This window comes from Kitasatospora sp. NPDC093102 (assembly GCF_040683915.1).
In the GTDB taxonomy this organism is placed as follows: domain Bacteria; phylum Actinomycetota; class Actinomycetes; order Streptomycetales; family Streptomycetaceae; genus Kitasatospora.
In genome coordinates, this window is record NZ_JBFBFA010000059.1 from 13,845 (window position 1) to 33,840 (window position 19,996).

The window sequence follows — 19,996 nt, forward strand, 5'->3', positions numbered from 1 at the left end:
ACCCGCTCACCCAGGTCCGAACGGATCTCCCCTGCGCCCCCGGCACTTGATTGGCTTCGGTGCGGCACGGGACCGCCCGCCCCGAGGCGAGCACACGGCCGGGCAGGACGCCAGGGACGACGGGACTTCCAGGAGGTTGTGGTGGGCACAACGGCAGAGGCGGTCATGACCGCACCCGCCCCGGTCACGGGCAGCCTGATCCACTCGGTCACCCGCGATCCGCAGGCCCGCACCACGGTGGTACGGCTGCACGGCGAGCTGGACGTGCTCACCGCGCCCGAACTGGTCCCGGCATTGCTGGGCCTGGCGGACGACGGCAACCGGGAACTGGTGCTCGACCTGTCCGGGGTCGGTTTCTGCGACAGCTCCGGGGCGAGCGCTTTCCTCCAGGTGAACCGGCGACTGGCAGCGGGCACCCGGCTGTTCCTGCGCGGCGTCCCCCGGCAGCCCGCGAAGGTGCTGCGGCTGCTGGGCGTGAACCGGGCCGTGCCGTGCGAGTTCGCTCAGCCGGCCCGGCCCGAGGCCGCCGAACGGCGCGACCGGCCGAGCCACTGCCGTTCATGACCAGCGCCGGTGCCGGCCGCGGCTGCGCCCGACGAGCGACCACGACCACGACCACGACGACATCCGAACGGAGGGCTCACACCACATGACACCAGTAATCGAAGTGTCCGGCCTGACGAAAGCCTTCGGCCGGTCCCGGGCCCTCGACGGGCTCGACCTCACCGTCGCCCGCGGGGAGGTGCACGGCTTCCTGGGCTCCAACGGCTCCGGCAAGTCGACCACCATCCGCATCCTGCTCGGCCTGGTACGGGCCGACTCCGGCACCGCGCGGCTCCTGGACGGGGACCCGTGGCGCGACAGCGTCACCCTGCACCGTCGCCTCGCCTACGTGCCGGGGGACGTGACGCTCTGGCCGAACCTCACCGGAGGAGAGGTCATCGACCTGCTCGGGCGGCTGCGCGGCGGACTGGACCCCCTGCGCCGGGCCGACCTCCTGGAGCGCTTCGAACTGGACCCCACGATGAAGGGCCGGGCGTACTCCAAGGGGAACCGCCAGAAGGTGGCCCTGGTCGCGGCGCTCGCCTCGGACGCCGAACTGCTCCTCCTGGACGAGCCCACCTCCGGGCTCGATCCGCTGATGGAGGAGGTCTTCCGCGACTGCATCGAGCTCGAACGCGAACGCGGCCGGACCGTCCTGCTGTCGAGCCACATCCTCTCCGAGGTCGAAGCCCTGTGCGACCGGGTGAGCATCATCCGCGCAGGACGGACCGTGGAGACCGGAAGCCTGGCCGACCTGCGGCACCTCACCAGCACCTTCGTCGAGGCCGAACTCGGTGCTCCGCCACAGGGACTCACCGGGCTTCCCGGCGTCCACGACCTGGTACTGACCGGCACCCACCTACGCTGCCAGGTCGACACCGACCACCTGGACGGCCTCCTGCGCGCGCTCACCGCCGTCGGACTCCGCACCCTGACGAGCCGCCCGCCGACCCTGGAGGAGCTGTTCCTGCGCCACTACGTGGACGGCCACGCCCAGCCGGCGGCCGGGCGGACGGGAGCCGGGCGGCGATGACGATCCGAGGAAGCCGGGAGCTGCTGCGCCTGGCGCTGCGCCGGGACCGGCTGATGCTGCCGGTGTGGCTGTACGCCATCGCCGGTTCGACGCTCGCGACCCTCGTCGCGTTCCAGCGGCTCTACGCGACGGACGCGGACCGCACCAGGTTCGCCCTCTCCATCAACGCCAGCAGCTCACTGCGCGCCCTCTACGGCTCGGTCTTCGACCCGACGAGCATCGGCGGCCTGACCGCGTGGCGCATGCTCGTCGCCGGTGCGGTGCTCACCGGGCTGATGTCACAGCTGCTGGTGGTCCGGCACAGCCGAGCCGAGGAGGAGTCCGGCCGGCTCGAACTGGTCGGAGCGGGCGTGGTCGGCCGCGGCGCCGCGCTCACCGCGGCCGTCACCACCGCCGCGCTCGCCAACCTCGCCATCGCGCTGGTGGTCGGGGCAGGCCTGACCGCGCTGGGGCAGCCCGCCGCCGGCTCCTTCGCCCTCGGGCTGGCCTTCGCGGGTGTGGGCCTGTGCTTCGCCGGGGTCGCGGCCGTCACGGCCCAGTTCACCGAGACCGCCCGCGGGGCCAACGTGCTCACCGGAGTACTGCTCGGAGCGGCCTTCCTGACACGGGCCGCCGGTGACGGCGCGGGGCCGGACGGGGCGCGCCGGCTGTCGTGGCTGAGCCCCATCGGCTGGGCGGAACAGATCCGCCCTTACGGCGGCGACCGCTGGTGGCCGCTCGCACTGCTTCTCACCGTCGCGGCGCTCCTGCTCGGCTGGGCAGCCGCGCTGGGAAACCGGCGCGACCTGGGCGCAGCTCTGCTCGCACCGAAGCCCGGCCCGGCAGCCGCAGGCCCGCGGTTGCGCAGCACGCGGGCACTGGCCTGGCGGCTCGAACGCGGCGCCCTCCTCGGCTGGGTCCTGGGCTTCACCACCGGGGGCCTGGTGGTCGGCGGGGTGAGCAACGGCGTCCTTGACATGATCCGAGGCAGCGATCAGCTCCGGCAGATCATCGAGCGGATGGGCGGCCAGCAGCGAGCGGTCGACGCCTACCTCGCGGCGATCCTCGGCGTCTTCGGCATGGTCGCCTCGGTCTACGCGGTGCAGGCGGTCCTGCGGATGCGCGCCGAGGAGAGCAGCGGCCGGGCCGAGCCCCTGCTCGCCACTCCGGTCTCCCGGCTGCGCTGGGCCGGCGGTCACCTCGTCCACCCCGTGCTCGGATCGGCCGTACTGCTCGCGGCCGGCGGGGCCGCGACCGGGATCGGCGCCGGCGCGGCCGTCGGCGATCCGGTCGGCCGGCTGGGCCGCTGCCTCGTCGCCGCCCTGGTGCAGCTGCCCGTGGTCTGGGTCATGACCGGGTTCGCCGTGGCCGTGGTCGGCCTGCTGCCCCGCCGGGAGCCGGCTGTCTGGGGCGTGAGCGCTCTCGTGCTCCTGATCGGCTACCTGGGGCCCGCGCTCGACCTGAACCACTGGATCATGGATCTGACGCCGTTCCAGCACCTGCCACGGCTCCCGGGAGGAAGCCTCCAGTGGGCGCCGCTGCTGTGGCTGACCCTCCTCGCCACCGGCCTGGCCGGCACGGGCCTCGCCGGGCTGCGCCGCCGGGATGTCGGCTGAGAGCGACGACGGGGCTGGGGAAGAACGGATACCAGTCGCTGCGCGCCCGGTTGCTGGTGATGATCAGGGACCGGCCCTGCCGCTCGCTGACCAGCTCGTGAAGGCCGTCGGCCTGGGCGGCGGACAGCTGGCGCATCGCGAAGTCGTCAAGGATGAGCACGTCCGGGCGGACGAGCCCGCGCATCCGCTTGTCCCAGGTGCGGTCCGCGTGGCCGCCGGCCGAATCGGCCAGGATCCGGCCGGTCTTGGCGAAGCGGACGTTCGCGGCCCCGGCTTGCCCGAAGACTCACCATCGACCGGACGGGATGGTTACCAGAGCGGAAGCGGCCGCGGCCAGCGCGATGGCCCCCAGGCACAGCGCGGCTGCTCGAAGCCGCAGCCGGCGGTAGCGTGCCTCGTACTCGCCACGGATGGTCCGGCAGCGTCGGGCGATGTGGGCGATGGTCCGCTGGGAACTGTGCAGTTGCTCCTGCACGTAGGCGCGTTCGAGCGCTTCGCGCTGGGCGGTGGTGAGCCACGGCAACTGGTCGGCGAACGCGGTGGCGGCGCGCCGGGCCCCCGCGATCTCGGCCTGCCACAGGAGGTATCCCTCCAGTCTGCGCACTCCGCCCATCGCGTCGCAGGCTTCCTCGGCCATCGGGCGGCTCACTCGTCCGCGGTGCCGGCCCTGCGGCGGCGCGGGGTGTCGTACTGCGCGGGGGTGACGCCGGCGAGGTGCTTGGCGGGCTCACCCTGGTTCTCCAGGTAGTCGCGGGCGGCGATGTCGGGGTGGTGCAGTTCGAAGGCGGGGGATTCGGAGCGGATCCGGGGCAGGGTGAGGAAGTTGTGCCGCGGCGGAGGGCAGGAGGTCGCCCACTCCAGCGAGCGGCCGAAGCCCCACGGGTCGTCCACGGTGACCTTCTCGCCGTACTTGGCGGTCTTCCACACGTTGTACAGGAACGGCAGCATCGACAGGCCGAGGACGAAGGAGCCGATGGTGGAGACGGTGTTCAGGCCGGTGAAGCCGTCCGAGGCCAGATAGTCCGCGTAGCGGCGGGGCATGCCCTCGACGTCCAGCCAGTGCTGGACCAGGAAGGTGGCGTGGAAGCCGACGAACAGCGTCCAGAAGTGGATCCTGCCGAGCCGCTCGTCGAGCATCCTGCCGGTGAACTTGGGCCACCAGAAGTAGAAGCCCGCGAACATGGCAAACACAGGGCCTTCGCGGAGTCCAGCGGGCGGGCGGTGACCATCCGGCGCAGGTCGGCCGGGAAAAGGATCTCCTCCCCCGCCGCGACGGTCCGAACGGCCTGGGCAATCCGGGGCACGGGGAGGCGTTTGAGCGCGAACCCGCTGGCCCCGGCGCCGAGCGCGGCGGTGACGTGGCCGTCGTTCTCGAACGTGGTGATCACCATGACCTTGGGCGGGTCCGGTACTTCCGCGAGGATCCGCCGGGTCGCCTCGATGCCGTTGCGGCGCGGCATCCGCACGTCCATCAGCACCACGTCCGGCCGCAGCCGCCGGGCCCCTTCGACCGCTTCGAGGCCGTCGGCGGCCTCGCCGACCACGGTGATCCCGGGCTGCGCCGCGAGCAGGACGCGCAGGCCGCTGCGGGTCACCGCGTCGTCGTCGGCGATCAGCAGCGGGGTCCGCCGCCGGTCCACGCCGAGCGGCCCGGCCGACTCCGGCAGCGGCGCGTCCAGCAGGCGGCGGGCCCCGCGATCAGCACCCACCGGGTGGTGCGGGCCAGCCCGGCCGCGGCGATCAGCCCCGCCCACACCACCAGCACCAGCGCGGCCCGCACCCCGTACGGGCCGGACTCCCACAGCAGCGCGGGCAGCACGGCGACCGACAGCAGCACCGTGCTCGCCGCCGCGCCGAGGAACGCGAACAGCACGCCCGTGTATGTGGAGCCGCGTAGCAACGGCCGGATTCCCCAGATCGTGGATGCCAAGTATGACGTCCCGCACCCCCGGCCCCCTCCCCCGATCGGGGGAGCGCGGTTTCCCTCCTTCCCGGGAGGCGCGCACGGGGCGCCGTGTTCCAGGATCGGTCAGGCCCGGAGCGACCGGGCCGATCACGGAAGGACAGCGGATGCACACCCCTGGAACGACGGCCGCCCGACCCGCAGCAGCACGCAACACCCCGGCGACGGCGACCGTGGTGCTGGGCACGCTCGGCCTGTTCACCTCGTTCGCGGTCGTCGGCGGCCTGTTCGGCGCCGCCGGCCTGGTCACGGGCACCATCGCCCTGCGAGCGTCCGGACGCACCGGCCGGGGCCGCGCGCTCGTCGGCCTGCTGCTCTCGCTCGCCGCGATCGCGGTGTCCGTCCTGGCCGCCGCCTTCATCGCCTGGTACGCGAACCACACCCAGGAGTGCTACCGCCCCGACGGCCTCCACCAGTACGTCGAGTGCGTCCGCCGCAACCTCTCCGGGCACTGACCGCGCCGGGAACCCCGGCGAACACCAAAACCGCACACACCATCAGAGGTGACATTCCATGAACTCGCGTACGCCGCTTCGGTTCCACGTCCTGCGTCGCAGGACGGCTCACGCTGCCGTCGCCGTGGCCATCGGGGCCCTCGCCCTCGGCGCGCTGGCCCCGTCCGCCGGCGCCGCCTCAAGGGCCGCCAGGCCAGACGCCATCCAGCAGCGTCTGAACGCAATAGTGAGCCCCGATCACGTGCCTGGCGCTCTGGCTGCCGTCCGTGACCAGGCCGGCCACACCCGTACCTATGCTGCGGGCGTCGGGGACCTGGCCACCGGTGCGAAGGTGCCCCGGGACGGCGAGGTGCGGATCGGCAGCGTCACCAAGACGTTCACCGCGGTAGTCGTGCTGCAACTGGTCGGCGAGGGCAAGATCCGCCTCGATGGCCCGGTCGAGACCTACCTGCCCAGCCTCCTGCGCGGGCAAGGGATCGACGGGCGCCACATCACGGTGCGTCAGCTCCTGCAGCACACCAGCGGACTTCCCGACTACGAGGACGACGTCACCGACGACATCCTCCAGCGCCGCTACCTCTCTCCCCGCGACACCCTGGACATCGCGCTGCGACACGAAGCCGTCTTCGCCCCGGGAACGAGTTGGGGGTACAGCAACACGAACTACCTGGTGGCCGGGATGATCGTGGAAAAGGTCACCGGACGGCCCCTTGCCGAGGAGGTCGACAAGCGCATCATCAAGAGGATCGGACTGCGCCACACCTACCTTCCCGCCCCCGCCGAGACCACCCTCCGAGGGCCCCACCCCCACGGCTACCACAAGGACGGCCCGGACGGATCGCCGCGTGATGTCACCGAGATCGACCCCTCCGCGGCCTGGGCGGCAGGCGCGATGGTCTCCACCAGCTCCGACCTCACCCGGTTCTTCTCCGAGCTCATGAAGGAAGGCCACCTCCTCAGCGGCCCCGAGCTCGAGCAGATGCGCACCACCGCCCCCACGGGCGCGCCCGGCTACGACTACGGACTGGGGATCATGAGGACACAGCTGTCGTGCCACAAGACCGTCTGGTGGCACAACGGCAGCATCCCCGGCTACGGAACCTGGAGCGCCGCCACCGCCGACGGACGCGCCGCCAGCGTCACGACGACCGTCGCCCCGACCAGCCTCGCGGACCTGCAGCCGGCCGAGGATGCCGTCGACGCGGCCCTGTGCGGCTGAACCACGCCTCCCTGAGAACCGCCGGCGCGCTGGGGAACTCGGCCGGCGTCGTTGATCGGCCCCGCAGAGGCGCCCGTGCACTGGGCCGGCATGGCAACGGTATTCAGAAGACAACGAAGGCATGGGCCGTCGAAAGCGGTTTCTAGGGATCGTTGCAACACGTGGTCGATTGTTCAGGCCGCGAGCAGTCCGGACAGACGCTCGGCTGGGATCTCCCAGCCGAGCGCGCTTTGCCCCGAACACATCCCCGCCACGTCCGTCTACGCCAGCATCACCGTCCGGCGCCAGGGCCTGTTCACCGGGGTCCGCGGCAAGCAGATCGCCGACCGCTGCTTGGGGAGTACCCCGGGAGCTTCCCTGACGGTCTGCATCCGTGTAACACCGAGGGCCTGTTCGAGCCGGTCTGCGTCGCGGGCCTCAGCTGGCGGCAGCTGCTGGGCGGATCGCGTCGCGGTAGAGCCGGAACAGGCTGATTCGCTCGCTCTTCTCTGTGTACTTGTCCAGGAGCGACCAGCATTGCGCGACGAGTTCACGGGCCTGCGTGCCGGGCCAGGGCTGGGGCAGCAGTTCCGGCGGCAGGAGGGGGTCGGGCTCCATGGCGCGGGTGAATTCGGCGGCCAGTTCGACCGCGATCGTCAGCCGCTGGGGGCCGGGGAGGTAAGCGTCTTCCTGGAGTCGGCGCAGCCGCGGTCGGGCGACGCAGGCGAGTCGCTGGTAGCGGTCGGCGATCTCGTCCTGTGGCCATAGGGTGCGGGCGATTGCGGCGGGGTCGTGTTCGTTGCCGTGGCGCAGGTTGTCCGTGGTCAACAGCGTGAGGTGGTCGAGGACATCGAGGTGGCGGGCTTGGTCTTCGACGTAGGGCTCCCAGGCGTTGGCGCTGACGTAGACGCCGCCCTGCACGGGTGCGCCACCGAGCCGGGTGAGAGCAGCTCGCAGGGCGTCGCGGGCGGTGCGGGCGGTCTCGGGGACCGCGAAGGCGACGAGGTGCCAGGTACCGTCCCAGGGGGCGAGGCCCGCGTCCTGCCGGAACGCGTGTGCGACGAAGTCGACGTCGGGCCCAAGAGTCTGCTCGGTGGCGCCGGTGGCCCGCAGGACTGCTTTGCGCCCCCTGCCTTCCTGGGTGAACCGCCCTTCGGTGACCATCCGCTTGACGCACAGCCGCACCTGTTGGTCGGTCATGCCGAGCAGCGGGGCGATGGCGTAGAGCTCGCCAGTGTCAACAGTGTTGTCGGTACGGATCAGTGCCTCGACGAGTGTCCGGGTGGGGACCTGGACGGCTGGTTCCGGAGTGCGGGGTGAATCCGTTCCAGGCATGGGGTGGTGGGCCTCTCGGGCGTCGTTGAGATGGTAGATCAAGGTGCCGCGTCGGGGTCCTGGATCGAGGAGCGATCGGAATCGATTCGATCGCTTACGGAACAGGCTACCTTCGGCTCATGGGCTCTGGGAGTGATGCCGACCACCTCGACGTAGTCCTGATCGGGGGCGCGAGGCGAGGCCGATCGCTATGGTCGCCCCGGTCCGGACCGGGGCGACCATGTGGCCTACCGACAGGCGTGTACAAGGCGGTCCGGGGTCGGGACCTGCGCGTTGCACCCGCCGCCAAGCCCTCGCTCGACGCGCTTCACAGGTCGTTCCAGAACGAGCTGAGCAGGGCGGCCGTCTCTTCAGTGCGCTCGATCTGCGGCAGGTGACCAGTTCGCGGGAAGAGGTGGGTACGTGCCCGGGGCAGGGTGGACGCGGCGTTGATGAGATGGCGGGCGGGGAGGATGCGGTCGTGGGTCCCCCAGACGACCAGCGTCGGGGTATCGAGCGCCGAGACCTCCGCAAGCAGCTTTGTGCGCCAGCTGGAACGTACGCCGCGCCAGGAACCGAGCTCGCGGGCCACCTGTCGCAGCGTTCGGGCGGCTCCTTCGCGGCGGGCGAGAGTGAGTGCTGCGGCTATCCGTTCGGGGGTCGCGAAGTCCGGATCGTGGAAGAGGGAACGCTCCGCGAGCTGTGCGTTCCCCTTAGCGGGGCGCAGAAGCAACCGCCAGAGCAGCGGCAGGTCGAGGATACGCAGCGCACAGGTGACCTCGCGGCCGAATCCGGCGCTGTTGAGCAGTGTCAGCGAGGACACGCGCGCGGGGGCATGAACGGTGAGCTGCATCGCGATGGCGCCGCCGAGGGAATTGCCGACCACGTGTACGGCGGACGTGAGGCCGAGTCGGTCGAGTACCCGCTCGACGTGCCCGGCCAGTGAGGGGAGCCGGCAGTCCGGCAGGGGCTGCGACCGGCCGAACCCCGGGACGTCGATTGCGATGAGCCGGTGGTCGGGCAGGGCTGCTTGGAGCGGTGCCCAGTCCGCCAGGCTGCGGTCCAGACCGTGCAGTAGGAGCACCGGGGGGCCGCTGCCCGTCGCGGTGTAGTGGACGGTACGCCCCGCGACGTCGATGAAGTCGGTGGGGGGTGTGGTTGCTTTTTTTGATGGCACGTTGTGTCTCCTGCTGCGTTTCACTGGGTCGGGGTCACGTCGATGATCACGCCGTCGCGAGGGCCGTCGTGGCCGGGAAGGTCGGGCACGTGGCGTGCCAGGTCGAGGAAGAAGCGGTCGGCGTCGATGGCTGTCTCCGGCGGGTGGACGCCGAGGTGGCCACCGGTGCCGTCCAGCAGTTGCGCGAGCCCCAGCGCCAGGGGCAGACCGGTTGCCTCCGCCATGTCGTTGAGCAGCGCCGAGGCGCCTGGTGTATCGGCGAGCCGGGCCAGGGCGGTGACGCGGCGGCCGTCGCGGGTGCCCGTGGCGGTAGCGAAGAACGGGGGCAGTGACCCGGGCCCCTTGCGGGTCATGGCACCCGCGGTGGCCCGCAGCGCGCGGGACACCGAGGGCTTGGCGAGTTCGGCTGCCGCGGTCTCGTTGGTGAGTTTTCCGGCGTCGATGTCGCGGCGCAGGACGTCGAGGTAGGCAATCGTGCCTGGGGTGACGACCATGAGGTTGGCGGCCTCGCCGGCCGGTCGGAAGCTGCGGTGCAGGGTGACCGGCTCGGGGTGGCCGACGGTGTAGGCCGTGCCGGTGCGTCCGGCGGATACGGAGAGGGTGACCGGCTGGAGTGGCCGCCGGTGGACGAGCCGTCCGTCGCTGACCATCGCGACTTTCCCGCTGATCTGCTCCATCCAGTGCACGGCGGCCGCGCTGGGTCGCCCGTCGGGGTCGCTCAGCTGCTCGTCGTCCCCACCGCTGCCGGAGACGTCGACGGGCCAGGCGGTGTACAGATCCTGGACATGGTCCAGTTGCCGGACGGCACGTGTGGCCAGCAGATTGCTGACACCGGGGCTGGCGCCCATTCCCACCACGGCACGGACCCCGGCGGCCCGGGCCTCCTCGTCCAGGCCGAGCATCTGCAGGGTCGGCTCCCAGTCGTCGCAGATGTCCAGGTAGTGGGTGCCGGTCGTGATCGCGGCTCGCAGCACGGTCAGGCCGAAGCGGTAGTACGGGCCGACGGTGTTGAGGACGGCGTCCGCGCCCTCCAGAGCGGCGTGCAGGGCGCCGCTGTCGGTCACGTCCACCTTCAGCGCCCGCATCGGCGCGCCACCCGTGCCGTCCTCGTTGAGCCGGCGCACCAGCGTCCGGGCCGCCTCCAGGTTCCGGTCGGCCACGACGATCTCGGTGACGCCGGGGAGTCCGGCCGCCACACGTACCGCTACGGCACCCATTGCTCCGGGGCCTCCGAGAGCCAGAATCCTCATTCGCTCCTCCATCTATCGTGTTGATTGCGGTCGTAGCGCGTACGATAGCATTCAGTTCGAGCATTCTTTTGGATGGAGGGGAATCATGACCGACCCGCACACCACGGGCCCGGCCCCGCACGAAGCAGCCGGCGCCTCACCCGGACACGTATCCGTCGTCATCGTCGGCGCGGGATTCGCAGGCCTCGGCACAGCCATCCGGCTGCTGCAGGAGGGCTACCGCGACCTGCTGATACTGGAGCGGGCCGATGAGGTCGGCGGCACGTGGCGGGACAACGCCTATCCCGGATGCGCCTGTGACGTGCCCTCGCGCCTGTACTCGTTCTCCTTCGCACCCAACCCCACCTGGAGCAGGCGCTTCGCGCCTCAGGAAGAGATCGAGCGGTACCTGAAGCGCTGCGTCGGCCGATACGGCCTGACGCCCCGCCTTCGGCTCGGCTGCGAACTACAGCGCGCCACCTGGGACCCTGAGCGGCTGCGCTGGGAGCTGGACACCAGCACCGGACCGCTCAGCGCCGGGCTGCTGGTGATGGCCCAAGGGCCCCTTTCGGAGCCGGCCATCCCCTCGCTGCCCGGCCTGGACGGCTTCACCGGAGAAGCGTTCCACTCCGCCGGATGGAAACACGACCTGGACCTGTCGGCCAAGCGGGTGGGCGTGATCGGCACCGGCGCGAGCGCCGTCCAGTTCATCCCCCACCTGCAGCGCACGGCCCGGCAGGTGACTGTCTTTCAGCGCACTCCATCATGGATCGCCCCGCGCCAGGACCGGCCGGTACCGGCGTGGCAGCATCGCCTGTTCCAGCTGGCCCCGACGGCGCAGCGACTGGCGCGAGGCTGGGAGTACATGACACGGGAGGCGACGTTGCCAGCACTGCTCGGCAACCGCACCATGGCCGCGTTGGGGCGTCGGGAGGCACTGTCCCACCTGCACCGCCAGGTCAAGGACCCCGAGCTGCGGTCCAAGCTGACCCCGGACTACGCACTGGGCTGCAAGCGGGTCCTGCTTTCCGACGACTACTACCCGGCACTGGTTCAACCCAACGTCCACGTCGTCACCAACCCGATCGCGAGCGTCGGACCGAACACGGTCCTCACCACCCCGCGCAGCGGCACTCAAGCCGCACCCGGTGGCACCGCATCCGCCGGCACCACGCATCCAGTGGACGTACTGATCTTCGGAACCGGATTCCGTGTCACCGACGCCTCCTACGCGCAGCACGTCATAGGTGGTGACGGACGGTCCTTGAACGAGGTCTGGCAAGGCAGCCCGCAGGCACACCTCGGTACAACCGTCGCGGGATTCCCCAACCTGTTCCTGATGGCAGGACCCAACACGGGCGTGGGACACACCAGCCTCATCCACATGATCGAGTCGCAGATCAACTACCTCGTCAGCACCCTGCAGCTGATGCGGAGCCGCGGCCTGGGCTCCGTGGACGTGCGCGCGGAGACGCAGCACGCGTACAACGCCGAACTGCAGAACCGGATGGCCCCCACGGTCTGGGCCGCGGGCGGTTGTTCCGGCTGGTACCAGGACCGCACGGGCCGTGTCACTACCATCTGGCCCGCATCGACCTGGCAGTTTCGCCGTCGAACCCGAGCCATCGACCCGGATGAGTACGTACTGACGGCACCGCGCGTCGCCCCGGACCAGTCCATCTCCGACGGGTCCGTCCGCGCGGGCTTTGGCGAAGCGCAGCCGGGGTCATGACGGACTCACACCGCCCCCGAGCGATCGGTTGCGCCTGCGGCCACCGGAGACTTCTGTCCAAGGAGACGCTGGTGTCCACACCCCGTACCCCCGCCACCCGGCTCTTCGCCTTCGAGGCGTTGAGCACCTTGTTGTTCGCGGTGCCCATGCTGATGGTCACCACATCAGGCCATCCCAGAGTGCCCGAATGGGCCCAGTTACTGGGGCTCGCCTTACTTCTCACGATGATCGTGGCGCTCGTGCACACGTGTCAGCTGACCACCGCCGAAGGGCTGAAACTGATCACCAGTGGGGCCGCCGGGCAGGGCGAGAGGGCAGCCAGGCAGCTGCACCAACAGTCCAAAGCGGAGCGGCGGTTGGGGTGGCTGCTGGTCCTGTATCCGGCCGTGCTGGCGATCCTGCTGCCTGTCCCCGATACATGGGTACGTTTCTGGTTCTGGTCCACGGTGCTGCTCAGCCTGTCCGCGATGCTCTCGCTCGGCTTGCTGCTGCGCGGCGCGGGCCACGCGGACTGCCGGCAAGGAGGACTTCTGAAGACCGCGGGCCCATAGCACCGGATGCCGGACGACGTCACGGTGTCAGGGCCTGCCGCCGCGGGCCGCCTGGTCGATCACACGGGCGTCGGGCTCGCTGAGGACATTGCGCTGAAGTGAGCGGCAGTCCGGTTCTCGGGGCGGCGCCACAGATCGGCGTGTTCGGCGGGGGGCCGTTCACCAGTCGGCGCCATAGTCGTCGAGGAGGACGGCGTCGAGGCGGCGTCCGCGCGTCCAGTCGGTCGCGGGCGCTGGCGCGGTGGTGATGCTGTCACCGTCGTGGCAGGGGCCGCAGCAGCGGTGAACCAGTGTGTGGAGCAGCCGCTTGCCCTGAGGGCCGGGGTAGGTGGGCCGGCAGGTCGAGGTGAGGGCGGCGTCAGTGACCCAGGCCGCCGCCCAGGAGGGCGTGGGTGTCGTGCACGGTGTTCTCCTCGACCGTGGTGATGCCCTGCACCGCACACAGGGACGCCGCAGTGTGGGTGAAGACCGCACGGTCGCGCATGGCACCGCCACCGCTCAGCACCTCGGTATCGGCCGCTCCAGTCCGTATCGCACGCTCGCTGCGTACGGCGAGGCGGCCACTGCGACGCCCGGCTCCGCCAACAACTGACGTCGCCGCACACTGACTGGTCTTCGTCCGCGAGGGTGAGGGCCACTCGGCGTGGCGGTGGCCGGCCGAGCCGAAGGCTTGGCCGGCGTGTGCGTGCTGTGGCCATGAAAGCCATGGCCTTCCCGGTCGCGCGGATCGAATGCGTGAGGCCACTGCCCGCCGCGAGTTCTCCTCGGATCACTTCGGAGGGTGCCCCGAGATGGAAAAATTTGCGAAAATGGGACGCCTCGGGCGCGCTCCGGGAACGAGAAGACGGCGTGCATGCCCCCGCCCTCATGCGGACCATGGACTGGTTGCGGGGTCTGCTGCGGATCGGCGGCGGACCTGCTCCCGTCCACCGGGTAGTGGACATCAGCAGCGGACCGGGCGTGGTGACGTACCTGTTGGCGCGCACCTTCCCGGACGCCGAGGTCGTAGCTGCCGACCGGTCGCCCGGCATCCTGGAACAGGTCCGTTCGCGCGCGGCGGCTCAGGGAATGGCAGACCGCATCGTCATTCAACTGACGTATTTCCGAAGAGAGTTCCACGCACTGGGTTCCGCGGACCTGATCTGGAGCCGTAACGGCGTCCACCAGATGGGGGATCAGCAAGCGGCATTGCGCTCCATGGTCGCTTGCTTGCGGCCGGGCGGACTCCTTGCCATCTGCGAGAGCGGGCTTCCCCCGCGCTTCCTGCCTCGCGACATCGGCATGGGGCGTCCGGGCTTGCAGACCCGCCTGGATGCGGCCGCCGAGGACGCTTTCGGCGAGATGCGCGGCCAACTGCCGGGATCGGCCGCGACAGTGGAGGACTGGCCGGCCATGCTTGCCGACGCCGGGCTCATCCCCAGCGGGACGCGCAGCTTCTTCACCGATCTCCCGTCTCCCCTCGGGATCTCGGCGCGGGAGTATCTGCACATGCATCTGACCCGGCTGCGCGATCAGATCGGTGACCGGCTGGATCTGGAAGACCGCGCAACGCTGGAGCAGCTCCTGGACAGTGACACGTCCGCAGGAATCCTCGGACGTCCTGACGCCTTCTACCTCACGGCCGCCACTGTCCACACAGCCCGTCCTTGCCGCAGCAGCGTTTAGTGCTGCAACGGTCTTCACCGTGACCAGGCCTCAGCTCTTGGGCTGTGGCCTCGTCGTTTGTCGTAGCTGATCCGGGCCCGGAGTTGGCGTCGGCGACGCCATTGGGATCAGTGCAGGACGTGGTCGACGCTGTGGGGGTCGGCCGGGCGTGGTGGGCGATCCCGTTCTGGGGGCCGCACCACTTTGATGTAGCCCCTCAGATCGTTTCACGTCCTTCGGGTTGCCTGCCTCGCGGTCGAACCGCGAGGCAGGCATCGCCCCGCTGTGCACCAGACCCCAGGATTGCTGGTCAGCTGTGCTCGCAACGATCGGGAGCGGGGACCACGGGCGGCTCGATCTCGCGCAGTCGTGCGAACGGCGCAGCTGTGGCAAGAGCGAGAGCGATCACTCCCATGAGCAGGAGGGCGAACCAGCCACCGGAATTGTCGATGACGATTCCAGCTGCGGCGGACGCCAGCGATGCGCCGAGATTCACGGAGGTGTTGATCCATGTCGACGCTTCCGTCCGGCTGGATTCCGGAACGATGGTGTCGGCGATGAGGTACCCGGTGATGAGAGAGGGAGCGAGGAAGAGGCCGACGAGTGCGAGGCCCGCAGCGAAGAGACCGAGTGTGTGCAGCTGGGACACGAACACCGCGGCGAGCCCCATGCCGGTGCACAGGGCGAACAGCCTCTTGCCGATTCCTGACGTGAGGTTCAGCTGCCCGTAGAGGAATCCACCGAGAGCGCTTCCGCCGGCGAAGGCCGCCAGGATCCATCCCGAAGCCGCGACAGCGTCACGTTCCTCGGCGACTGCCGGCGCTGCGATCTCCGCGACGCCGAGCACACCGCCGACGCCCACGAGAACGATCAACACCCTTGCGAATCCTGGCTGGCGGAGCGGGCGATCACCTCGCGCGACACCCCCTCCCGTTCCGCGCAGCGCCCCTGACGACGCGCTGGACGTCATCGCCGCGGTGCCGAGGGAAACCGTGGCAGCGGTCACCCAGAGCCCGGTAGCAGGAGAAGTGGCCACGATGACCGCGGTGATGACGACGGGACCACCGACGAAGAGGAGCTCTTCGCACACCGCGTCGATGCTGAACGCCTTTGTTCGCTGGTCACCGGCCGTCGTGAGCGACGCCCAGATCATGCGCATCGCGGCCCCCAGGGGCGGCGCCGTCAGGCCGACCACCGCGCTGAGAACGAGGAACCAGACAACCGCGACTCCCTCGGCTTCCGCGATGAGCGCGAGGACGATGAACCCTGATGCCTGACCTGATGCCATGACGGTGAGCGCGATGCGTTGACCGAGTCGATCGACGGCTCGGGCGCGCCAAGGGGCGGCGATGACGTTGGCGATCCCGAACGTCGCTGTCGCGAAGCCGGCTTGCGTGTACGACCCCGAACTGTCCTGGACGGCGAGCAGGAGAGCCAGACCGCCCATCGCGAGGGCGGAGCGGGCGATCAGGGCGGGGAGGAAGGCACGAAGCGCGCCAGGAAGGAGAAGCACTGCGAGCATGAGGAGGCTCCGATGATGCGCGACCGGGGTCTTGTCCGCGGCCGCCGACGTCTGACGGTGATCGAAGTCCGGAGGGCATGAACGATCGCACCCTCAACGGATCAGAACCTGGGCGGGAGAGACCCAGGACCGTCAGATGAACATCACAATGAGCACCCGCGGATCCTAGCAGGCTGGGATGCGGTGGCCGGCTGGCATGGTAGCCCCGTCGGTACCGCCCTGGTGCAGGCCGGTGGGCTCGGCGCGGCACCAGGGCGGTGGAGAGATCGGCGGGTTCCTCGGGCAGAGGGAGCGGGTGGGTGGTGCCTATTCGGGTGTGTCCGGTGAGACGGTGTCCCAGGTTCCGAATCGGATCACTGACGTCTGGGACGGACGCATTACGCAGGGGGCTTCGCGAGAACCGGACTCACCCAGCGGTCGACGGAGAGAGCAGGCCCATCAACCACGGGGAACGGCATCACTGAGTGATGACGAGCCCGAGAGAAGCGATGGCCATCACGAGGTAGGCGCAGGGAAAGGCGATGTTGTAGAACACGCGGGCACGGAAGTGGGCCGCCATGGCACCGGCGAAGAACAGCACGAGGCCGATCGCGGCGGCGACGCCGATGGCTCGTACACCCAGGAGCCCGACGGCGAGTCCGACAGCCCCCGCAGCTTTCAGTGTGGCGAGCTTCGGGAGCCAGGACTGCGGGAGATTCACCTCCGCCGAGTTGGCAAGGACGAATTTGGCCTTCGCGAAGTCCGCGATGGCGATCCCGGCATTGGCCGCGATCGTGATGACGGTGACGACTATGTAGGCGACGTGCATGGATATGTACCGTTCAGGAGAGAATGCGGAAGGAACCGAGGACATCGAATGGTTGTGGCGTCGCGCCTGTCCCCACAGCCCACTTGGCCACGGTCGCCTGCAGTCGGCGCGCCGCTTCAAGGCCCGGGAGAGGATTCTCGACCCCCTCGTCGAGGTCCAGCAGGGCAATGAATTCGGCACTGTCGGCCTGACGCAGGTAGGCGTACCGGATTCCTTCCGGCTGCTGCGCCTCCACCGCCGCGAAGGCCGCCTCGATTGCGTCGACTACCTCCGCGACACCTTCGTCGGCCACCCGGTAGCGAATCATGAGAACAGGCATGAGATCTCCCTCGTTTTCTGGTTGGGCGAGGTTTTGCCCATGTGCTGTATTCACTCTCGGCGAGCCCCGGACTTGCGTCCAATACCTGCTTCTATAACCTGATGGCATGGATGTCGACACCCGGCTGTTGCGCTACTTCGCCACCGTGGCGGAGGAAGGCAGCCTCACCCGAGCGGCAGAACGGCTGTTCGTCTCCCAGCCGGCGCTGACCAAACAGATCAGGCAACTGGAGAACCAGCTCGGCGTGCCGTTGTTCACACGGTCCCGGGCCGGCATGGCCCTCACCGAACCGGGCCGGGCGCTGTTGGCTCGGGTACCCGCCCTGCTGGCCGACTGGGACCGGGCGCTGCGGGAGACGAAGAGCACGGCCAACCGGGCGGCCCGCGTGCTGCGGGTCGGATTCATGGCCAGCGCCGCCAACGAAACCACCCAGCAGATCATCGCGATGTTCGCCCGCCGCCGGCCAGGATGGAGAGTCGACATGCGGCAGGCCGCGTGGTCGAATCCGACCGCCGGACTCGCCGACGGAGATGTCGACGCCGCCCTGCTGCGGCTGCCCTTCCCGGGCCAGGACAGTCTGCGCGTGGAGGTGCTGTTCGCCGAGCCCCGCTGGATCGCGCTCCCCTCGGCCCACCCGTTCGCCACGCGTGACCTGATTCCCTTCCGGGACCTGTGGGACGAGCCGTTCGTGGCAGCCCCACCGGAGACAGGCTGGTGGCGGGAGTACTGGCTGGCCACCGACGAACGCGAGGGCCACCCGGTCCGCATCGGCGCCGTCGCCGACCAGCCCGACGACTGGCTCAGCGCGATCGCCAATGGCTACGGCGTCGCCCTCACCCCCGAATCCTCCGCCCGTTTCTACGCCCGCCCCGGCATCACCTACCGGCCCGTCAGCGGCGTCAGCCCCAGCCGGGTCGGCATCGCCTGGGCGCCCGCCGACGACACCAACCCCGTCGTCCAGGACTTCGTCCGCTGCTGCCTGGACAGCGAACCGACCAGAGCCGGCGAAACCATCGCGTAGTCCTACGCCGCGGCTGGCTCACCGAGCAGAAGGCCCGGCTCGCGCAGGGGCGTTTCAAAGCAATGCCGCGAAGTTACGGCTGAGGTGGCACTGTCAAGCGGTTCGTTGAAGCTGCCCCCAGCAGGCAGGGCTCCTGCTAGGAGAGGAAGTCGACCAAGACGACTCTCCCTGTGCAGGAGCCCTGTTGACCACCCATTCTGGCAGTTGTCCCGCCGTTGATGTCTATGCTCCGGGGCATCTCGGTGCGCTCACCCGGAAGATCCCGCCGAGTCTCGTCGATGACGTGCTCGAAGCGACGGGCCGCCGCGAACGCCGAGTACGTCTGCTGCCGGCCCGCGTGGTCGTGTACTTCGTGCTCGCCATGGCCCTGTTCAGCACCGACGGCTACCACGGGGTGTGGGCCGGCCTGGTCAAGGGACTCGGCGGTGTCACCGCGCGGGTGCCGTCCACTCCGGCTCTGTCCCAGGCCCGTGCCCTACTCGGGGCGGCTCCGATGGCCGAGCTCTTCGCTCGCCTGTCGGGCCCGGTGGCCACCACTGCGACGCCGGGGGCGTTCTGGCACAGTCTGCGTCTGATGGCCTGGGACGGCCTGCACCTGGAGGTGGCGGACAGCCCGGCCAACGCCGCCGCCTTCGGCTATCTCCACGCCCGCCGCGGACGCTCCGGATTCCCCCTGGTCAGGCTCGCCGCCCTGGTGGAGTGCAGCAGCCGCGCCATCCATGAGGTGGCCTTCGGCGCCTACAGCACCGCGGAGAAGACGCTCGCGCAGCGCCTGCTGGGCGGCCTGTGCCCGGGCATGCTGCTGCTCGCCGACCGGAACTTCGACGGCTACGAGCTGTGGGGCCAGGCCCGGGACACCGGCGCTCACCTGCTCTGGCGGGCCAAGGGTGTGCGGATCCTGCCCCGGCTGGTACCGCTGGCGGACGGCTCCTACCTCTCCGTGCTGCCCGACCGCAACGGGCGCGGCTACCGCGCCGCCAACGGGCACCAGGTCCGCGTCATCGAGTTCCACCTCACAGTGGCCACCAGCGACGGTGCCAGCCGAACCGAGCACTACCGCCTGCTGACCACGCTCATGGACCCCCGCCGCCATCCCGCCGACCAACTCGCGGCCCTCTATCACCAGCGCTGGGAGGTGGAGATCGCATTCTTCGGACTGAAGGTGACCTTGCGAACAGCAGACCGGGTCCTGCGGTCGCAGCACCCGGAAGGCGTCGAGCAGGAGATCTACGCCTACCTCACTGTCTATCAGGTCCTGCGGCGGGTATCGCATCACAGTGCTCGCCGCGTCGGCGTCGACCCGGACCGGGTCTCCTTCACAGTGGCGGTCCGTACCGCGCGCCACGGCGTCATCGCAGCCGACCACGCCTCGCCCGGCGGCCCGGAGACCTTCCACCAGCTGCTGACCAACGAACTCCTACCGCCACGACGCGCGGATCGTGTCAGCCCCCGCGCGGTCAAGCGCCCGGTCTCACCGTTCTCCTACAAACAGGTCCATGCTCGCCGCGAGAGCCGGACAGCCAGACGTGCGACCTACAAAGTCCACCTCCGCGAACCCTCCGCCGACGCCTTGACAGTGCCACCTCAGCCGTAACTTCGCGGCATTGCTCCGCAATGTCCTTGTCCGCCTTCGCCCGGTTGCTGCGCGCCGACACCCCCACCAGGGACCGGCCATCGCCCAGGTCGTTCACGTAGGCCTCCCGCTCCCCGGCGCTCCACGCCGAGGCCCCGGCTGGGGGTTCCACCAGAGACGCCAGCCCGCCATCAGGCCAGGCCAAGATCCGAACCTTGAAGAGCTCCTAGGTTCTGTCCGGTCGATCATGAGCGGAGCCAGATGGCCAGGGCGGCGACCGTGACCGTGCCGAGGAAGACATAGACACGTTTGTCATATC

General features: G+C 69.9%; 19 protein-coding genes and 3 pseudogenes. 10 read left to right on the forward strand and 12 right to left on the reverse strand.

All coding sequences use genetic code 11. From position 1 onward, the window contains the following. Positions 1–141 precede the first annotated feature (141 nt). From AB0O11_RS35940 to AB0O11_RS35950, 3 genes are all read left to right on the forward strand, one after another. A complete protein-coding gene (locus tag AB0O11_RS35940; RefSeq protein WP_363395687.1) occupies positions 142–564 on the forward strand; it encodes an STAS domain-containing protein in 423 nt (140 codons plus the stop codon). 85 nt (positions 565–649) lie between these two features. Continuing rightward, a complete protein-coding gene (locus AB0O11_RS35945; RefSeq protein ID WP_363395690.1) occupies positions 650–1,576 on the forward strand; it encodes an ABC transporter ATP-binding protein in 927 nt (308 codons plus the stop codon). Further along, a complete protein-coding gene (locus AB0O11_RS35950; protein WP_363395693.1) occupies positions 1,573–3,171 on the forward strand; it encodes an ABC transporter permease in 1,599 nt (532 codons plus the stop codon). Before AB0O11_RS35945 ends, AB0O11_RS35950 begins: the two co-directional genes overlap by 4 nt. Before the next feature lie 16 nt (positions 3,172–3,187). On the opposite strand, the pseudogene AB0O11_RS35955 reads toward AB0O11_RS35950, so the two are convergent. From AB0O11_RS35955 to AB0O11_RS35975, 5 genes and pseudogenes are all read right to left on the reverse strand, one after another. Next, positions 3,188–3,424 (reverse strand): annotated as a pseudogene (locus AB0O11_RS35955) (ATP-binding protein); the annotation flags it as partial. 33 nt (positions 3,425–3,457) lie between these two features. Next, the gene (locus AB0O11_RS35960; protein ID WP_363395696.1) at positions 3,458–3,820 is read right to left on the reverse strand and encodes a cytochrome C oxidase subunit I; all 363 of its coding nucleotides are present in this window, start codon (positions 3,818–3,820) and stop codon (positions 3,458–3,460) included. After that, positions 3,817–4,362, reverse strand: a pseudogene (locus AB0O11_RS35965) (cbb3-type cytochrome c oxidase subunit I); the annotation flags it as partial. The gene AB0O11_RS35960 and the pseudogene AB0O11_RS35965, both read right to left, overlap by 4 nt. Beyond that, positions 4,362–4,811 (reverse strand): annotated as a pseudogene (locus tag AB0O11_RS35970) (response regulator transcription factor); the annotation flags it as partial. The pseudogenes AB0O11_RS35970 and AB0O11_RS35965, both read right to left, overlap by 1 nt. Continuing rightward, entirely contained in the window at positions 4,784–5,101 is a 318-nt protein-coding gene (locus AB0O11_RS35975; RefSeq protein WP_363395699.1) for a hypothetical protein, read from the reverse strand. The pseudogene AB0O11_RS35970 and the gene AB0O11_RS35975, both read right to left, overlap by 28 nt. A 140-nt stretch (positions 5,102–5,241) precedes the next feature. Here AB0O11_RS35975 and AB0O11_RS35980 point away from each other — a divergent pair, with 140 nt between their 5' ends. Together AB0O11_RS35980 and AB0O11_RS35985 are read left to right on the forward strand one after the other, a co-directional pair. Further along, positions 5,242–5,589, forward strand: a complete 348-nt coding sequence (locus tag AB0O11_RS35980; protein ID WP_363395702.1) for a DUF4190 domain-containing protein — start codon at positions 5,242–5,244, stop codon at positions 5,587–5,589. Positions 5,590–5,830: 241 nt separating this feature from the next. Beyond that, on the forward strand, positions 5,831–6,808 hold the full coding sequence (locus AB0O11_RS35985) for a serine hydrolase domain-containing protein (RefSeq protein ID WP_363395705.1): 978 nt from the start codon (positions 5,831–5,833) through the stop codon (positions 6,806–6,808). Positions 6,809–7,225: 417 nt separating this feature from the next. On the opposite strand, the gene AB0O11_RS35990 is transcribed toward AB0O11_RS35985, so the two are convergent. The 3 genes from AB0O11_RS35990 to AB0O11_RS36000 all read right to left on the reverse strand — a co-directional run bounded on the left by AB0O11_RS35990 (position 7,226) and on the right by AB0O11_RS36000 (position 10,540). Further along, positions 7,226–8,122, reverse strand: a complete 897-nt coding sequence (locus AB0O11_RS35990) for a PaaX family transcriptional regulator C-terminal domain-containing protein (RefSeq protein WP_363395708.1) — start codon at positions 8,120–8,122, stop codon at positions 7,226–7,228. A 307-nt stretch (positions 8,123–8,429) separates the two neighbouring features. Then, positions 8,430–9,278 (reverse strand): alpha/beta fold hydrolase, encoded by an 849-nt coding sequence (locus tag AB0O11_RS35995; RefSeq protein ID WP_363395711.1) that lies wholly within the window; start codon positions 9,276–9,278, stop codon positions 8,430–8,432. A 20-nt stretch (positions 9,279–9,298) separates the two neighbouring features. After that, positions 9,299–10,540 (reverse strand): saccharopine dehydrogenase NADP-binding domain-containing protein, encoded by a 1,242-nt coding sequence (locus tag AB0O11_RS36000; RefSeq protein WP_363395714.1) that lies wholly within the window; start codon positions 10,538–10,540, stop codon positions 9,299–9,301. Positions 10,541–10,613: 73 nt separating this feature from the next. On the opposite strand from AB0O11_RS36000, the gene AB0O11_RS36005 reads away from it, so the two are divergent. Next, positions 10,614–12,239, forward strand: coding sequence for an NAD(P)/FAD-dependent oxidoreductase (locus tag AB0O11_RS36005; RefSeq protein ID WP_363395717.1), 1,626 nt, complete (start codon positions 10,614–10,616; stop codon positions 12,237–12,239). 71 nt (positions 12,240–12,310) lie between these two features. Then, complete coding sequence (locus tag AB0O11_RS36010) at positions 12,311–12,790, forward strand: hypothetical protein (protein WP_363395720.1); 480 nt, start codon at positions 12,311–12,313, stop codon at positions 12,788–12,790. Between the two features lie 358 nt (positions 12,791–13,148). Here AB0O11_RS36010 and AB0O11_RS36015 read toward each other — a convergent pair whose 3' ends face one another. Continuing rightward, positions 13,149–13,274 (reverse strand): hypothetical protein, encoded by a 126-nt coding sequence (locus AB0O11_RS36015; protein ID WP_363395723.1) that lies wholly within the window; start codon positions 13,272–13,274, stop codon positions 13,149–13,151. Between the two features lie 392 nt (positions 13,275–13,666). Here AB0O11_RS36015 and AB0O11_RS36020 point away from each other — a divergent pair, with 392 nt between their 5' ends. Next, entirely contained in the window at positions 13,667–14,455 is a 789-nt protein-coding gene (locus tag AB0O11_RS36020; protein ID WP_363395726.1) for a class I SAM-dependent methyltransferase, read from the forward strand. A 289-nt stretch (positions 14,456–14,744) separates the two neighbouring features. Here the strand turns inward: AB0O11_RS36020 and AB0O11_RS36025 are convergent, their stop codons facing one another. The 3 genes from AB0O11_RS36025 to AB0O11_RS36035 form a co-directional block, all read right to left on the reverse strand. After that, positions 14,745–15,956: an MFS transporter gene (locus tag AB0O11_RS36025; RefSeq protein ID WP_363395729.1), complete on the reverse strand. Its 1,212-nt coding sequence runs from the start codon at positions 15,954–15,956 to the stop codon at positions 14,745–14,747. A gap of 457 nt (positions 15,957–16,413) precedes the next feature. Next, positions 16,414–16,764, reverse strand: coding sequence for a DoxX family protein (locus tag AB0O11_RS36030; RefSeq protein ID WP_363395732.1), 351 nt, complete (start codon positions 16,762–16,764; stop codon positions 16,414–16,416). 13 nt (positions 16,765–16,777) lie between these two features. Further along, a complete protein-coding gene (locus tag AB0O11_RS36035; RefSeq protein WP_363395735.1) occupies positions 16,778–17,083 on the reverse strand; it encodes a hypothetical protein in 306 nt (101 codons plus the stop codon). A gap of 106 nt (positions 17,084–17,189) precedes the next feature. Here AB0O11_RS36035 and AB0O11_RS36040 point away from each other — a divergent pair, with 106 nt between their 5' ends. Both AB0O11_RS36040 and AB0O11_RS36045 read left to right on the forward strand, forming a co-directional pair. Then, positions 17,190–18,104, forward strand: coding sequence for a LysR family transcriptional regulator (locus tag AB0O11_RS36040; RefSeq protein ID WP_363395738.1), 915 nt, complete (start codon positions 17,190–17,192; stop codon positions 18,102–18,104). Between the two features lie 184 nt (positions 18,105–18,288). Then, complete coding sequence (locus tag AB0O11_RS36045; protein ID WP_363395741.1) at positions 18,289–19,698, forward strand: IS4 family transposase; 1,410 nt, start codon at positions 18,289–18,291, stop codon at positions 19,696–19,698. The last annotated feature ends 298 nt before the right edge of the window (positions 19,699–19,996 follow it).